At 41.2% G+C, this 15,034-nt stretch carries 16 protein-coding genes; 10 read left to right on the top strand and 6 right to left on the bottom strand.

Annotated features, from left to right (window positions below; translation table 11 throughout):
- Window positions 1-28: 28 nt before the first annotated feature.
- Genes EG2_RS06305 through EG2_RS06295 form a run of 3 tightly spaced genes read left to right on the top strand, consistent with a single transcriptional unit; the run spans window position 29 to window position 2,782 of the window.
- The gene (locus EG2_RS06305; protein WP_060814001.1) at window positions 29-1,138 is read left to right on the top strand and encodes a radical SAM/SPASM domain-containing protein; all 1,110 of its coding nucleotides are present in this window, start codon (window positions 29-31) and stop codon (window positions 1,136-1,138) included.
- Entirely contained in the window at window positions 1,135-1,911 is a 777-nt protein-coding gene (locus EG2_RS06300; RefSeq protein ID WP_060814000.1) for a sulfite exporter TauE/SafE family protein, read from the top strand. The genes EG2_RS06305 and EG2_RS06300 overlap by 4 nt, the downstream gene beginning before the upstream one ends.
- Window positions 1,912-1,927: 16 nt before the next feature.
- Window positions 1,928-2,782, top strand: a complete 855-nt coding sequence (locus EG2_RS06295; protein WP_060813999.1) for a formylglycine-generating enzyme family protein — start codon at window positions 1,928-1,930, stop codon at window positions 2,780-2,782.
- Between the two features lie 164 nt (window positions 2,783-2,946).
- Here the strand turns inward: EG2_RS06295 and EG2_RS06290 are convergent, their stop codons facing one another.
- From EG2_RS06290 to EG2_RS06275, 4 genes are all read right to left on the bottom strand, one after another.
- Entirely contained in the window at window positions 2,947-3,780 is an 834-nt protein-coding gene (locus EG2_RS06290) for a hypothetical protein (protein WP_060813998.1), read from the bottom strand.
- 213 nt (window positions 3,781-3,993) lie between these two features.
- A complete protein-coding gene (locus tag EG2_RS06285; protein ID WP_003125912.1) occupies window positions 3,994-4,209 on the bottom strand; it encodes a DUF378 domain-containing protein in 216 nt (71 codons plus the stop codon).
- A 90-nt stretch (window positions 4,210-4,299) separates the two neighbouring features.
- Window positions 4,300-4,635 carry a YrhK family protein gene (locus EG2_RS06280; protein ID WP_060813997.1) on the bottom strand — a complete coding sequence of 112 codons (336 nt, stop codon included), beginning with the start codon at window positions 4,633-4,635 and terminating at the stop codon, window positions 4,300-4,302.
- A 25-nt stretch (window positions 4,636-4,660) separates the two neighbouring features.
- Window positions 4,661-5,794, bottom strand: a complete 1,134-nt coding sequence (locus EG2_RS06275) for an alcohol dehydrogenase catalytic domain-containing protein (protein ID WP_060813996.1) — start codon at window positions 5,792-5,794, stop codon at window positions 4,661-4,663.
- A gap of 315 nt (window positions 5,795-6,109) precedes the next feature.
- On the opposite strand from EG2_RS06275, the gene EG2_RS06265 reads away from it, so the two are divergent.
- Window positions 6,110-6,382, top strand: a complete 273-nt coding sequence (locus EG2_RS06265; protein ID WP_060813994.1) for a hypothetical protein — start codon at window positions 6,110-6,112, stop codon at window positions 6,380-6,382.
- A 32-nt stretch (window positions 6,383-6,414) separates the two neighbouring features.
- Here EG2_RS06265 and EG2_RS06260 read toward each other — a convergent pair whose 3' ends face one another.
- Entirely contained in the window at window positions 6,415-6,924 is a 510-nt protein-coding gene (locus EG2_RS06260; RefSeq protein WP_060813993.1) for a cysteine hydrolase family protein, read from the bottom strand.
- Window positions 6,925-7,218: 294 nt separating this feature from the next.
- Here EG2_RS06260 and EG2_RS06255 point away from each other — a divergent pair, with 294 nt between their 5' ends.
- The 4 genes from EG2_RS06255 (at window position 7,219) to EG2_RS06240 (ending at window position 11,096) form a co-directional block, all read left to right on the top strand.
- Complete coding sequence (locus tag EG2_RS06255) at window positions 7,219-8,544, top strand: ABC transporter substrate-binding protein (RefSeq protein WP_060813992.1); 1,326 nt, start codon at window positions 7,219-7,221, stop codon at window positions 8,542-8,544.
- Window positions 8,545-8,666: 122 nt separating this feature from the next.
- A complete protein-coding gene (locus tag EG2_RS06250; RefSeq protein ID WP_060813991.1) occupies window positions 8,667-9,578 on the top strand; it encodes a carbohydrate ABC transporter permease in 912 nt (303 codons plus the stop codon).
- A gap of 40 nt (window positions 9,579-9,618) precedes the next feature.
- Window positions 9,619-10,476: a carbohydrate ABC transporter permease gene (locus EG2_RS06245; protein WP_021150133.1), complete on the top strand. Its 858-nt coding sequence runs from the start codon at window positions 9,619-9,621 to the stop codon at window positions 10,474-10,476.
- Complete coding sequence (locus EG2_RS06240; RefSeq protein ID WP_060813990.1) at window positions 10,473-11,096, top strand: YesL family protein; 624 nt, start codon at window positions 10,473-10,475, stop codon at window positions 11,094-11,096. The genes EG2_RS06245 and EG2_RS06240 overlap by 4 nt, the downstream gene beginning before the upstream one ends.
- 104 nt (window positions 11,097-11,200) lie before the next feature.
- Here the strand turns inward: EG2_RS06240 and EG2_RS06235 are convergent, their stop codons facing one another.
- On the bottom strand, window positions 11,201-12,385 hold the full coding sequence (locus EG2_RS06235) for an amidohydrolase (protein WP_060813989.1): 1,185 nt from the start codon (window positions 12,383-12,385) through the stop codon (window positions 11,201-11,203).
- Between the two features lie 164 nt (window positions 12,386-12,549).
- On the opposite strand from EG2_RS06235, the gene EG2_RS06230 reads away from it, so the two are divergent.
- Together EG2_RS06230 and EG2_RS06225 are read left to right on the top strand one after the other, a co-directional pair.
- Window positions 12,550-13,587 (top strand): LacI family DNA-binding transcriptional regulator, encoded by a 1,038-nt coding sequence (locus EG2_RS06230; protein WP_060813988.1) that lies wholly within the window; start codon window positions 12,550-12,552, stop codon window positions 13,585-13,587.
- A 97-nt stretch (window positions 13,588-13,684) separates the two neighbouring features.
- Window positions 13,685-15,022, top strand: a complete 1,338-nt coding sequence (locus EG2_RS06225) for a PTS sugar transporter subunit IIC (RefSeq protein ID WP_060813987.1) — start codon at window positions 13,685-13,687, stop codon at window positions 15,020-15,022.
- The last annotated feature ends 12 nt before the right edge of the window (window positions 15,023-15,034 follow it).

Raw genomic sequence — 15,034 nt, 5'->3', positions numbered from 1 at the left:
ATTTCGTAAAAGAATCGAGGCTTCTACCATGAAACATATTTCAGTATTGATCAAACCCGCATCTTCCCTCTGCAATCTTCGCTGCAGCTACTGCTTTTATGCCAATGTCAGTTCCTTGCGGGAAATCCGCTCGTTTGGCAAAATGAAAGAAGAAGTGACAGAGAAAATGATCGAAAATATTTATGCAGACTTAGAAGACGGTGATCAATTGACATTAGCGTTTCAAGGTGGAGAGCCAACGATGGCGGGCCTCAATTATTTTCGAAAAGTGACCCAACTAGTGGATCAACAGCAAAAGCAGGTACAGGTCCATTATGCGATTCAAACGAACGGGACCATGATCAATGAAAAATGGTGTGCTTTTTTGAAAGAACATGATTTTTTGGTCGGTCTCTCGATCGATGGCCATCCGCTCTACCATGATCTGCACCGGGTCGATCCGAAAGGAAGAGGAACTTTTCAGCGGGTGCTGCAAACAAAGCAGCTGTTTGACCACTTTGAGATTGACTACAATGTGCTTTGTGTCCTGACCAATCCATTGGCTAAAGAGGCTAAGAAAGTCTTTCGCTTTCTAAAAGAACAAAAAATCGATTTTGTCCAGTTTATTCCTTGTTTAGATGATTTAGATGCGAAAGAAAGAAATAGTTATGCCCTCACACCAAAACGTTTTGAAGGATTTTACCACCAGCTTTTGCAGTTATGGCTGCAAGAATTAGCGGAGGGGCATTATGTGAGTATCAAGCTTTTTGATGATCTTTTGAATCTCTTGGTCAAGCAACAAGTCACCGCTTGCGGGATCTTAGGAAACTGTCAAGTGCAATATGTTATTGAAGCAGATGGCAGTGTTTATCCTTGTGATTTCTATGTGTTAGATGACTATCGAATGGGGTATATTCAAGAACAGACCTTGCGTCAGTTATTTGAACAGGACATTGCAAAAACGTTTGTGTGTGAACGGCCCGAAATGCCAAAGAAATGTCTGAGTTGCCCGTTTCAAAAAATGTGTCGAGGCGGCTGCAAACGAATGAAAGATGCCATCTATGTGGATGGGGACTATTGTGGTTATCAGCAACTCTTGCAGGAATTTGTTCCGCAGATCAATCGGATTTTAGGTTTGTTACAGGGGGTAAGTGTGTGATTGGGTTCATTTATTTTATAGTGATCGTGTTGGCGAATACGGTTGGTGCCGTTTCAGGCATGGGGGGCGGCGTTCTGATCAAACCCATTTTTGATTTTATCGGCGCCCATTCTGTTGCGGCCATCTCGTTTTATTCTGCCGTAGCCGTCTTTACCATGTCGCTGGTTTCTACCGCAAGACAGTTGGCTAGCGGACATAAGATCAATTGGCAAATCGTCCTTTGGGTTTCAGGAGGAGCCATCTTAGGCGGTATTTTGGGCAATGTCGCTTTTGATCAGCTGTTGCTGTTTTTCCAAAATGAAGATCAGGTACAAATGGTGCAGATCTTTTTGACTGTCGTGACGTTGTTGTTTGCTTTCTTTTATACCAAATATGACTGGCCCGGATTCCAACTGAAAAAAAACTTCTGGTATTGCTTCTGTGGTCTAGTCCTTGGTTTTCTAGCCAGTCTTCTAGGAATCGGCGGCGGACCGATCAATGTTTCCTTGCTGATGCTGATGTTTGCTTTGCCAATCAAAGAAGCGACAGTCTATTCGATTTGTACGATCTTTTTCTCTCAATTGGCGAAAATCGTGACGATTGCTGGGACCACTGGATTTGGCCTCTATGACTTAAAGATTTTGTGGTTCGTGATTCCAGCCGCGATTGTTGGCGGTTTGTTAGGGGCAAAAGTCAGCACTGTCCTCTCACCACAAAAAGTGACGCTGGTCTTCCAGACAGTCATCCTCTTGGTGTTAATCATCAATCTTTATAACGGCTATCAATTATTATAGAAAGAAGGCAGATGGGATGATCAAGATTCCTGCTGGAACGTATCGAATTGGCACGGATACAAAAGCTGGCTTTGAAGAGGACCAAGAAGGTCCCAAGATCCAAGTTGAGATGACCTCTTTTGAAATCGATGAAACGACTGTTACCAATCAGATGTTTGAAGCATTTATTGCGGCAACAGGCTATGTGACGGAAGCAGAAAGGTTTGGCTGGTCGTTTGTCTTTCGTTATTTTCTTTCTGAAAAGACGAAACAGAGGAGCCAACTGATCCCCAATATGAGTTGGTGGTATGCGGTTGCGGGGGCAGACTGGCGCCATCCTGAAGGCCCGGATTCATCGATTGAGCAACGGATGGATCATCCAGTCGTTCAAGTCTCGCGAAATGATGCGTTGGCATTTTGCCGCTGGGCAGATAAGCGGCTGCCATCAGAAGCTGAATGGGAGATTGCCGCGAAAGGTGGTACAGAGAATGACTTTTATCCATGGGGGACAGATTTTTTAGCTGGAGAAGACTATCACTGCAACATCTGGCAAGGCGCGTTTCCCAAAGCAAATACGAAGGCAGACGGCTTTGCGAGTACTGCACCTGCTCGGTTTTATGAGCCCAATGGCTATGGCCTTTATCAAGTCATTGGCAATGTGTGGGAATGGTGCAGCAATCCTGCAAGGATACCATTGGAACAATTTCGTTCATGGGATAGCCATTTTTTTGAGCAACGATTTCAGCAGGTGGATGATGCCATGTATGCGACAAGGGGAGGGTCGTTCTTGTGTCATGAATCTTACTGCAAACGTTATCGGATCGCAGCCCGCAATGGAAACTCCGGGATGTCTGCAGCCAATAATTTAGGTTTTCGCTGTGCCAAAAGCTAGGCGTGTCTGTGAATAATAATAAAAAACTATCTAAAAAATCTTGATTGTCTCATTGCTTTTTTTAGCAAGTCGTCCTTTGATAGGAACAATCAGTGATCGCTTAGATAGTTTTTTGTTTAATTGCTGTCTTAATAGATGATGGAAATAGGGCCTGTGTTGACCAATTAGTCCCATTGAGAAAGATAATTTCCTGAAAGATCATAAACCAGATTCAGTGCAGTGTGTCCCCGAATATCATCGACACCGACCGTCCAAGTCCATTTGCCTTGAGAACCATTTAAGATCACGATACTAACTCCGGGATAATAATGGTCTAATTTCGCAACCCGTTTTTCCGTTTCTTTGATAACCTTGGGAATAACGCCCCAATCGATTTCATTATAAGCAATGGTCTCTTGAATAGGTAACTCGATCGTATCACTGTCTTTCTGCCATTTTTGTAAAAAATTTGTCGAATAATACCAGTATTCATCTTGTAGTTTAGTAGTAGGGTTGATGATTCGCGCGACTGCATAGACACCGCTTTTCAAAGGAATGTTCCGAATGTGATAGCTATAACTGATGAGCTGAACCTCTTGATCTTTCAGCGCTTTTTTGTCGGTTAATTCAGCCATGATCGCGGAAGCAGAGGCTTCTTCTCTAAAAAAATTTCGGTCGAAGGGTAGCAAGGTTGTTAAAGCACCAAATGCAAACAAGATACTAGGGAGAATAACCAATGTACCGATCCAGTAGAACAAAGCCTTTTTTCTTTTCCTGATTCCAAAAAATAATGCCAAGACTATCATTAGTGCTATAACGAAGTACCAGAGTAGCGGAAGATAGCTGATCACTTGGTCTCGAGTTTCTACAACTGTGTACTCATCCAGTCCAAACCAGTTTTCGGCAATATTGATGTTCGTCAGTACAACGATCCCTAAGATTCCTGCAATGATGAGAAGGAGGATGAAATAAAAAAGCAGAGAAGGGAGAATCTTGTAGTTACGTTTTTTATCAGTCATGGGTCACTTCCTTTGTCGGTTCATTGTGAATGAGCTGCTATTCCTAGCCCAACCAAAATCAATTTATCTGAATTATTTTATTCGCTGTTGACAGTAATTATACAATAAATAAAAAAAGAGACAAAAGGCAATGCAAACAAAAAGATCTGATCCATAGAAAGTAGAGCAACTATGGATCAGATCATTCGTTTCTTGCATTTTATTTATCAATGATTATCGGTTCACGTTGTCTTGACGAGCAATACCAACAAAGAACTTCAAGCAATAAATCGCGCAGATACCGACAATTACGTAAATGATTTTAGCGAATAATGTAGTTGATCCGCCCGCAATTGTTGCAACCAAGTCAAATTCAAATAGTCCAACCAATAACCAGTTTAGGCCGCCAACGATAAGTAGCGCTAAAGCTATACTGTCTAATACTTTCATTTTAGAATTCTCCTTTCTTTGTGCATATTTATAGTATATAGCATGTGTTTTGTTTTGGGAAAAATACTGCTTGAAGAAAATCGTCACTGTTTATTCACCATCATCGGATACTTCGATATTCTTTTCTTTCTCTCCATTTTGTTTCCGTTCATTGTAAATAAATACATGACGGACGATCTTCAACAATGGTCGGATCGTTAAGAAGATTGCTCCTATCAGATAGGCGATAGTTCCATAGATCGCAGGCAGATCTGTCAAGGACACGATACTTCCGAAAATATAAAATAAACCAGTCAAAATATCATTCGTTAGGGAAATCAGCATATACCGGTTTTTGAAATAGACATGAAAACGGCGTCCTTTAATAATGACGTCTTCGTCTTTACCAAGTTCGATCTGATGTTCATTTCGTTTGATTTTTGGCACTGAGGGCGATCATCCTTTCTTTGCGTTAATTTGGCTTTAATACCACTTTGATGTTGTTATCTTCTTTTTTATCAAATATGTCATAAGCCGCAGCGGCTTCTTCTAAAGGCATGGTATGAGTGATGATCGGTGTTGGGTCGATCTCCTCTTTTTGGATCATTTCATAAATTTTTGGCATTAAGTGGATAACGGGTGCTTGTCCATGTTTCACTGCCACATTGCGCATGAAAAACTCTTGTAAAGGGTAGGACGATGCTGGAGTCATATAGACACCAGTGATTTGCACGGTACCAAATTTTTTGACCGCTTTCGCCGCCATTTGGATCGGTGAAATCGTACCACTTTGCAAGCTGACCAAATTTTTGGCTTTTTCTTTGACGGGTTCTAAACCATCCATACCGACGCAATCGATGATGACATCGGCACCGCCTTTTGTTAATTCATACAGATCATCAGCGCTTGTCGCAAGGTCATCCAATTGGAAGGTCTCTACCTGATTGTAGCTTTGCGCTTTTTCCAATCGATGGACAACTGGATCGACCGCAATCACTCGTTTCGCACCAGCCATAACGGCGAACTTTTGGGCAAAAAGTCCTACAGGTCCTGAGCCAAGAATAATAACGGTATCGCCTTGTTTGACACCCGCATTTTGGACACTCCAGTAGGCAGTTGGCAAAATGTCTGATAGAAAAAGCACTTTTTCATCCGGGATCGCGGTATCTGGAACGACAAACGAAGTGAAATCAGCAAAGGGGACCCGTAAGAATTCTGCTTGTCCGCCCCAATGATTGCCATTCAGCTTACCAAAGCCAAAGAGGCCACCATAAAGTTGATCAGAAGAGTTATCACATTGGCTCTCCATTTCATTTTGACAAAAATGACAATGTCCACAGCCAATATTAAAAGGGATGACAACACGGTCCCCTTTCTTCAATTTTTGAACTTGACTGCCGACTTCTTCAACGATCCCCATTGGTTCATGACCAACAACGTACCCTTCTTCTAGTACTGCACCACCGTGATGATACAGATGAAGATCAGAGCCGCAGATCGCTGTTGCTGTAATTCGAATAATCGCATCTGTTGGTTCAATGATCGTCGGATCACTCACATTTCGAACTTCCATTTTTTCTTTTCCTTGCCATGTTACTGCACGCATACTTGTTCCTCCTTTTATGAGATGTGACGGGAAAGGTTCCTGGTCGTGTGATTGACTGCCATTTCTTCTTTTGGGATGACAAAAAATTCGTGTTCTTAATAATTGTGCCGGGAAAAAATGCTTTTGACAAAAGAAACGCTCATGGTTTACCAGCCGAATTTTTTGCGATCGGCAAGACAGTTGAAAACAGAATAGTTGATTTAACTAAACAAGCGTGACACTATAAAGGTGGATCGAAAACAGGATCGATGGGCTCATCCATCGAAGCGTATCCCCAATGAGGACTCACATAAAAATAGAAAAGAGGAGAAAAACATGGATATTACGATTCGTGGAAAAGCATCTTGTGTGAATTGCAAGGAAAATTATGATGGCAAACTGATTGTTCATCTGCAAGAAGATGCAGATGGGAAGCTGAAAACAGTTCCGCCTCTAGAAGAAAACGAGTTGCACTCAGATGAAATCGCTATTCATTATGATTATGGTGAAGTAAAAGATGCGATTGAAGGCACCTTTGTCTGTCCTGCATGTCAGACAGCAAATGATGTCCGTATCGAGATACCGCAAGAATTACTGCATAATACCTAAAAAAAGAAACGCCAGTGGTTGGCGTTTCTTTTTTAGTTATCTGTCCGATCAACCACTTCGACATTGAAGTCTTGCAAGATTTTCAATCCGGAAGACTCATGGTTTCTACCAGAAACTAACTGTTGATTAATGAGAAAATCGGCTTCTGGAAAAGCACTCTGAATCTCGATCGTATTAGATAACACGCAGATGTTGGTTTCTACTCCGGTCACTTCGATATGTTTTTGTTCATTTTTATCATTGAAAAGTTGCTCCTTGATTTCCAAGAGAACTTCTGGTGGAATACTAAAGTAATATTTTTTTATTACTTTTTCATTCGGCAACGGTTGCAGTTCAGGAACGATCTGTAACGCTTCTTGTTCTTCATCAGGAGTATCTTTACAATCAATCGGGATATCTCTTGTAAAAAGGATATATTCACCTTCTGCACGGGCTTGTTGAAGCCGTTTTGCGATTCGCTTGATCAAAGCAGGGCTGTCAGAAATAAATGATTGACTATTTTCATCACGAATCTGATTCTGCATATCAATAACAACTAACATTGACGATTCCTTCTTTCTTTTTTTCATAAAACGTAGTTTTATTTTCATTGTTCTTTCTTAAGTGATAAAAAAATGAAAAAAGAGAACAATAGCTTAAGAAAAATCTTCTAAAACTATCATGCCTGAAAATAAATGAGATTTCAAAGAAAACGCTCCAAAAAATCTCCGGCTATAAAGTTCGTTATTTTTTTTGATAAAAAAACAATGCTTATTGTTTGCTCATTACTAAGAGTCATGATACTTTAAAATTACAACATTATAAAATAATGATAAAAATGAAAGCAGGGATAAAAGATGAAAAAGGCACTATCAATAGGGCTGTTGCTGTTTTCGACCGCATTGGTGACAGCGGCTTGCGGCAGTAATTCGGAAGACAAAAATACTGACGCATCGGGAAAACAGACAAGTGATGGGAAAATAACATTAGATTTTTGGTCTTTTTGGGGATCGGGGGCTCGCCAAGAAGTCATCGAAGAGATTATCGACGATTTTAATCAGTCACAAGATGAAATTGAAGTGAAATATAGTTATCAGCCTTGGGGGGATATTTGGACGAAGTCTCTCTCGGCGATCACTGCAGGGAATCCACCTGATGTTATTGTTCAAGACATCAATTCAGTCGCGCAGCGTGCAGAAGCACAGCAAGCAACGAACTTGAGCGAGTATGTTAAAGATGGCATGTCTGATGAATTTTATCCTCAATTATGGGATACGGTGGAATATGAAGGAGACCCTTATGCAATTCCTTTCAATACCGATACCCAAGTGATTTTTTATAACAAACAAATTTTCAAGGAAGCAGGGATCAGTGAAGATCAGTTACCCCAAACATGGGACGAACTTGAAACTGTTGCACACAAATTAGATGTCAAAAAAGGCGATGATTTTGAGCGTATCGGCTTCTATCCTTTGTGGAACCTTGGCGCGGATGTTTGGGCATTGAATGCCGATAACGGTGTTAGCTGGTTTGACAAAGATGAAAAGGTTTCAATTGACACAGAAAATAAAGTGGAGGCTCTAGATTGGATTCTTGACTGGCAAGATTATTATGGGCAAGATACGATCAATCGTTTAGAAGCTGAGTTTGGCTCCGGTGTAGCAGATCCATTTATTTCTGGTTTGGTGGCCATGCGGGCACAGAATATCAATTATTACTCTAGCTTGATGGAAAATGCGCCGGATGACTTTGATTTTGGCGTCATCCAGATTCCAGAAAAAGAAAAAGGTTCTGGCCACTGGTCATGGGGAGGCGGCTTTGTCTTAGAAGTTCCTCAAGGAGCCAAAAATCCCGAAGCGTCCTACAAGTTTATCGAGTATCTTTCAACCCCAGAAGTTCAAGAAAAATTTGGTGAAAAGAGCTTTGATATTATGGCTAACCGAACAGCAAATGAAAATCTTGTCAAAAATGATCATTTAGATGAAAAAGGTCAAATGATCTATCAAATGGCGGATGAGAATTTTGCTAATACAGTAATCACTCCGGTACCATTGGATGCACCAGATTTCAGCAGTTTAGTCAATGAACAAATTGATCAAATTCTGCTAGGGAATAAAAAACCAGCAGAAGGATTAGCAGATGCTCAAAAAGCAGTGGAAGATCTTGTAGAACAAAATAAATAATAGATTGAGATAGGGAGTTGCGGCTAGCCGCATTCCCTTTTCTATCGTTACTTTTCTCATTGCATCATTGCTATTTTGCTGAAAAAAGATGGCAGAAAATAGTTTGCTAAAGGAGGGGAATTATGAAAAAGAAAAGATCGAGAAGCAAAAGACAAGATGCCCTTTGGGGATATTTGTTTGTGGCGCCGTTTCTGATTGGCTTCATGGTGTTTATGCTAGGACCCATGCTCTTCTCGTTTATCGGCAGCTTTACGGATTACAATCTAACGTCAAAAATGAATTTTATTGGTTTTGGAAACTTCAAACGAATGTTCACGCAAGATGCACTTTTTTGGAAATCACTTTATAATACGATTTATTTTGTTCTCTTCAATGTCCCACTGACGACCTTATTCAGTGTTTTTCTAGCTACATTATTAAATCAAAAGATCAGAGGAATCAGCTTTTTCCGGACGACTTTTTATTTGCCAGCGATTTTATCCGGTGTGGCAGTGTATGTGTTATGGATGCAGCTGCTGTCGCCTTCCGCTGGTTTGATCAATACTTTTTTAAGCTGGTTCAACATCAAAGGTCCGGCCTGGTTGTTTGATCCTGAATGGACCAAACCGGCTTTGATCCTAATGAAAATTTGGAGTTCTGGGGGAGCGATGCTGCTGTACTTGGCGACACTGCAGAATATTCCCAGAACGCTTTATGAATCAGCTGAGATCGATGGTGCTGGTATGTGGGCTAAATTTAAACACATTACGATTCCATTGATTACGCCAATTATCTTTTATGATGTCATTACATCGACAATCGGCTCTTTCCAAATCTTCCAAGAGGCCTACGTCATGACGAAAAATGGCACTGGCGGACCTGCCAATTCGCTCTTGTTCTATAATCTTCATATGTGGAACAAAGCGTTTGTAGCTTTTGATATGGGGTATGCAATGGCGATGTCGATGATCCTTTTCTTAATTGTATTAGTCTTAACGTTTATCAATCTGAAATTAGCTCCTCGTTGGGTCCACTATGCAGGAGGACAAAACTGATGGCTTCAACAAAGTACACTATCTCAGGAGGGCTGACTGTATGCAGATGTACAAAATAAAGAGCAATTCTCAACAGCAGCGGATCAAAAAGTTAACGAGTTATTTAGTGATGACTGTGATTGGCATCGTTCTGATCATTCCGTTGCTGTGGATGGTATTCACCTCATTAAAGCCAATGGAAGAGATCGTTCGTTATCCACCAACGTTTTTTCCAGAAGAAATCAATTTCTCGAATTACCTTGATACGATCAATGCGTTTCCTTTTTGGCAATATGCAAAGAACACCTTGTTTATCACGGTGTTAGTTGTGTTCGGCAACGTGCTTTCAAACTCATTTATCGCTTATGGATTTGCCAAGTTGGATTTTCCAGGGAAAAACTTGATTTTTTCTCTGGTCCTTTCAACGATGATGATTCCAGGATTTGTGACGATGATTCCACAATACGTGCTGTTTTCTAAAATCGGCTGGGTGGGGACGTATCTGCCGCTGATCATTCCCTCATTTTTTGGGAATGCCTTCAATATCTTTCTGATGCGGCAATTTTACTTATCGATCAATAATGAACTGATTGAAGCGGCAAAAATGGATGGTGCCAATCATCTATATATCTGGAGCCATCTGATGATTCCTTTAACCAAACCTGCACTGATCACGATTGCTATCAATTCATTCAATGGTGCTTGGAATGACTTCTTAGGACCATTGCTGTATATTCAAAATCAAGAAAAATATACACTCCAAATCGGTTTGCAAGTTTTCCAAAATCAATCAACGACACAATGGAACTATTTGATGGCGGGCGCAACACTGGTCTTATTACCAACGATCCTATTATTCTTTTTTGCACAACGCTACTTTATTGAGGGAATGGATCTGACGGGAGGAACCAAAGGATGAGAAAGATAGAGCCGCAGCGTTTATTCAATGGTCTGATCACTTGGATCAACTGGATGCCTAAATTGATTCTTCTACAATTTTTGTGGTTGGTTTGCTCAATGCCTCTTTTTACAGTGGCAACAGCGACAAGAAGTATGATTGCGGCGATTAAGCAGATCAAAGACACTCAAGAGAGGGCAGAACAAGAAAAAACGACGACGATTTTCTTTACGAAATTTTCTGAGTTGTGGCAACTGAATAAAAAGAAAGATATCGTATTCAGCTTTTATAGTCTTTTTCTTTTGATTGATCATTCCATTCTCAGTCGATTTCCACAACCGCTTTTTCAAGTCATGGCCACGATGCTGATCATGATCCTCATGATCTGTAGCTTGATTTTTTTCTATCAGACGCTTTTAATGGGCGAAAAGAAACAGCAAGTCAGCTTCTTTTATGCTTTTTATCAAGCCGGTCGCTCACCTAAACGAGTGTTGCTCCATCTTTTTTGGACAGTTACGCTATTGGTGTTTTTTGGCTTCTTCGGTCCAGCGTACCTATTTTTGGCGGGAATGAGTGGCTGTTGTTTGATTCAGTTAATTATCTGTCCTGCTTCGATTACTTCAATGCAGATCTCTCATTAAAAAGAGTAGACATAAGTTGAGACAAAACGATACGATACCCTACATGATGGGGACCGCCGTTTTGGGAACTTATGACTACTCTTTTTAACTGTATTGATTAAGAGCTAATCCATTAAATAAGCGACTGTAGCGGTACCGACCGCTTTGGCTGCAATCAAGAGACAGTCTTCATTCATCATGAAATTAGGACTGTGGTGAGGATGATTGAGATGATCTTCTGTCATACAGCCGATATAAAAGAAAAGACTAGGTCGTTCTTGTGCATAGTAGGCGAAGTCTTCAGACGGATCTTGAGGTCCGCAATCAAAGATCTCCTTCACTTCAGGTAAGTGAGCTTCTTTGAGGGAATCAATCACTTGCGTTGTAAAAGCTGGATCATTATAAAGAACCGGATAATTGTCATCATATTCTAGACTGGTTTCTACCGCAAAAGTTTGTGCTAGACCCTCGGCCATTTGTTGGATCTGCTGGTGAATCGTTTGACGTGTGGTTTCTTTCATCACACGAACATCTCCCTTTAGGGTCACAGTCTCTTTGATTGCATTAAAGGAACCACTCCCGTCAAAAGAACCGATCGTTAGACTTGCTGTGTCAAAAGGATCAATCCGACGAGAAACGATCGTCTGTAGTTGAGTAACGAAATAACTGCCAGCTACGATGGCATCATTTGCTAGTTGCGGCATGGAAGCATGACCACCTTTGCCACGAATGGTCAAAGTGAAATTTGCCCGTCCTGTTTGCGTTTCGCCAGGGTGATAGCCAATCTTGCCTGTTTCCATTGAAGACATCACATGGACGCCAAGTACATGATCAATATCTGTTAAACAACCGTCGGCAATCATGCCTTTGGCACCGCCAGGGGATACTTCTTCAGCTGGTTGGTGGATGATCCGGATGCTTCCTTTTAACTGGTCTTTTAAGGTAATCAAATTCTTAGCCAAAACCATTAAATAGGCCGTATGCCCATCATGACCACAAGCATGCATCACACCAGGAACTTGAGATCGAAAAGGCAGCTGGTTGTCTTCTTGGACAGCAAGGGCATCAAAGTCGGCCCGTAAAGCCAGTCGTTTCCCAGGTTGTCCACCAATGATATCAACGATCAGGCCATAGCCATCGCCACATTCTGTGATTTGGCAGTCTAGTTTTTCATAGTAGGCTTTGATATAAGCGGCGGTTGCTTTTTCTTGAAATGAAAGCTCTGGGTGTTGATGCAAGTGTCGCCGAATCGCAATCATTTCCCCTTCGTCTTTTTCCAATTGCTGCATTAGTGTTGTTGTGATATCCATCTGAATCCCTCCTATTTCTACTTTTATCATACACGAAACAACCATTTTTCTGCACGCGATAACCTAACGTGTTTTCTTGCGTAACAAGTAGGGATTGACAAAATCACTGTTTCTCTCTATTCTTAAAAAGAGGTTTAGTAAACAGTAAACAATGAGGTGGCAGAATGGCAAGTATGAGGGATATTGCAAAATTGGCAGGGGTTTCCGTCGCAAGTGTGTCGCGAATCTTAAACAACGATGAAACATTTAGTATTAACGAAAATACCCGCAAACGGGTGATCGAGATCGCCAACCAGCTGAATTATTCAAAAGACAAGAACTTGTCGAGTTCGCGAGAAGTTGGCGATAAAAATACGATAGCAATCATTACACGGCATAACAGTGAATCGGAGCGTAATGATCCTTATTTTATGATGATTCGTAATGGAATAGAGAAAGAGGCAGCCAAATGGCGTTTAAAAACGGTTCGTGCCTTCTCGATGCGAGACCAAGACAAAGATCTGACTCAACTGGCAAAGTATGGTGCTGTCATCATCATTGGGGAAATGACGCAAGAGGCATTGCAAGAAATCAGCCAGTACAATCAACATATTATTTTGGTAGATAATTATAGTGAAAACGACGCCTATGATTGCATACAAACTGATTTTGCTCGAAAGACCCATCAAATTTTGGATATCTTAAAAGCAAAAGGACATGAGAACATAGCATTTATTGGTGGTGTTTCCAGTCGAGTAACGATCACAGGAGAAGTCGTTTATGATGAACAAGAAATTCGTGCAGAGAATTACAAAAATTGGATGCTGATGAACAAGCTGGAAGAATACAGTCATGTTTTTCAAGGAAAATGGTCTCCAGAGACTGGATTAGCTTTTGGCAGAAAAATCGCCGAAATGATCCCACGGCCGACAGCCATCATCGTTGCTAGTGATCCCATGGCAGTGGGGGTCTATAAAGCATTAAATGAACATGGACTGAAGATTCCAGAAGATATATCAGTGGTTAGTTTTGATGATATTCAAATGGCCCAGTTTATGACACCAGCGCTTTCTTCAGTCAAAATGAAAGCGGAAGAAATGGGTCAAATGAGTGTAGAGCTGGCGAAAAACAAATTATTGGGCGTTCGAACAATGCCAGTCCGAGTGATTTGTAAAAGTGAATTGATATTAAGAGAATCGATTGCCGATAAAAAAAGATCATGAGAAATGATCTTTTTTTATTTTAGAGTTGTGTAAACATTAACTAAACAATTATACTGATTATAGTAAACGTTTACAGACAAATTAAAGGAGATTAGTTATGAAATTTATTGATAAATTAGCAGAGAAGATGGTTCCTTTTGCCCAAATCATTGCCAATAACAAGTATTTATTGAGTCTGCGTGATGGCTTTATGGTTGCTTTTCCTGCGACAATGTTTGCTTCAATCATGATCATTATTCAAAATTTACCCGCTACCTTTGGCTTATCTGAGAAACTGCCCGCAAGACTGATGACCTTTTTGAATGATTTCTTTGGTCCCATCGGGAACGCAACCATGAGTATCACAGCGATTTTTGTTGTTTTCGGGATCGGCTATCAATTGGCAGGAAAATATGGCCAGCCAAAACTTTTTGCCGGAGCAATCTCATTGTCCTCTTTCTTAATGCTTTTGCCCTACGGTTCTTCCGATGAACTGGGAACAGTGATTCCCCTTTCAAAATTAGGTGCGGAAGGGATGTTCGTAGGGATCATCACAGCGATTATCGCTACACAAATTTATTGCAAGATCAGTGCTTCGGGGTTAACGATCAAAATGCCTGAATCGGTTCCGCCGATGATCGCTGAGTCTTTCCTTGCTATCATTCCAGGTGCTGCGCCATTGTTTTTATTTAATTTGATCCGTTACTTGTTTACATTCACGTCATGGGGCAACGCGGTTGACTTTGTCTACGAAATCTTACAGAAACCATTAATGGGCTTGGGAGGCACGTTGCCTGCAGTCTTAATTGCCGTTTTATTCACCCAATTCTTCTGGTGGTTTGGGATCCATGGCACACTGGTTGTCAACGCCGTGATTGATCCGATCATGAATGCATTGGCGATTGAGAACTACGAAGCCTATAAAGCAGGTGCAGAACAACTGCCTCATATCATCAATACAACCTTCATGGGCGTTTTTGTAAACCAAGGAATGCAATTAGGGATCTCGATTACGATGGCATTTTTTATTGCTCGTTCGATTCGGATGAAGAAGCTGATGAAGACAGTCATTGCACCATCTGTTTTCAATGTGTCAGAGCCAATGACATTTGGGTTGCCGATCGTATTGAACCCGATTGCTTTTGTTCCGTGGATTTTGGCCCCGCTTGCTAGTACGACGATTTCTTATTTTGCAATCGCTGCTGGTCTTGTGCCTCGCCCAATCGGAGCAACGGTAGTCTGGACGACACCGGTCTTCTTATCTGGCTGGCTGGGAACTGGCTCTGTAGCAGGTGCCATTCTACAATTGGTAACTGTTGCTGTGATGACATTGATTTGGGTGCCATTCCTAATCGTGATGGACCGTGGTTATTTGAAAGAAGAAAAAGAAGAGCTAGCCAAAGAAGCGCTCGCACAAACTGGCCCTGCCATCGACGAAAGAATCAAAGAAAGCTAAGCTTAGCATTCC

It is taken from the genome of Enterococcus gallinarum NBRC 100675, assembly GCF_001544275.1.
In the GTDB taxonomy this organism is placed as follows: Bacteria; Bacillota; Bacilli; order Lactobacillales; family Enterococcaceae; genus Enterococcus_D; species Enterococcus_D gallinarum.
Note: the sequence above shows the minus strand (reverse complement) of the source record. Positions and strands in the feature narration are given on the sequence as shown.